Here is a 1,009-nt window from a genome sequence, read left to right as displayed (position 1 = left end):
ACATACCCTACTCTGTAGAATTAAAACTCAAAAATGGCAATATATACGCCTATTTTGCTATTGAAGAAGAATATCCGGAAGTAAAAATAACAAAAGAAAAAGGAGTCATAGGAATAGACATAAACGCATATCCAGACAACATATCATGGGCAGAAGTAGATGAAAAAGGTAATCTAATAGGCTATGGCAGTATAACAATGCCAGAGCTTGCAAGCGGAAATAAAGACAAAAGAGAATATTTCAGATGGCAGTATGCTCATGAAATAGTAAAAATAGCAAAACAGAAAAGAAAAGCAATTGTAATTGAGGGATTAGAAATAAAAGACAAAGGCAAAAGAGGAGACTTTTCAGGGAGAAAATCAAGGAGAATAAGACATAACTTCAGTTATAAATCAATTCTTTCAAAAATAAAAACGCTGGCAAAAAGAGAAGAGATAGAAGTAATAGAGGTAGACCCTTATTACACATCAATAATAGGCATGTTAAAATATGCACCGCAGCATATGATAACAAAAGATGAGGGAGCAGCCTATGTAATAGCAAGAAGAGGGTTGGGGCTTCAAGAAAAGATACCAGACAATTATATAAAGTTTCTCAACGCACTGACTGTAGAAGAATTAGAAAAATTAAAAGAGTACGTAAAGAAAACAGTCAGGAACAAGCATATAAAGAAAAAGCACATAAGGGAAATAAATAAAGCAATAGAATTTTTACAAAGCCTTGAGAGTGAGTCAGGAAGGGTACTAAAACCTCTGGAGGGAACAAGTTTTAGTATCTATGATTTCTGGCGAGTTCTCAAGGTAGCGGTGGTAACACCACTCTCTCCTGAGAAGGTACCAAGAGACTTCTCTATCCTGAAGGAATTATTAATTCAGGGTAAGTGGGGAGACCCGTAAGGGCGTGAGTTCCTGCTTCTTGGGGCAGGGTCTATGGGAGTGCTTAAATACCGCCTGCTGGGAATAGGCACTCTCTGAAAGGGCGGACTATAAATAGCCCAGCCTTCTAAACT

General features: G+C 37.4%; 1 protein-coding gene. It reads left to right on the top strand.

The window, feature by feature from the left end; translation table 11 throughout:
- Positions 1-896 (top strand): IS200/IS605 family accessory protein TnpB-related protein (locus I4N53_RS09920; RefSeq protein ID WP_214496138.1); only part of this gene is annotated, 896 nt, incomplete at its 5' end.
- Between the last annotated feature and the right edge of the window lie 113 nt (positions 897-1,009).

Source organism: Thermoanaerobacter sp. CM-CNRG TB177, from assembly GCF_018588165.1.
In the GTDB taxonomy this organism is placed as follows: domain Bacteria; phylum Bacillota; class Thermoanaerobacteria; order Thermoanaerobacterales; family Thermoanaerobacteraceae; genus Thermoanaerobacter; species Thermoanaerobacter thermocopriae.
This window is presented reverse-complemented; position numbering and strand designations above follow the sequence as displayed.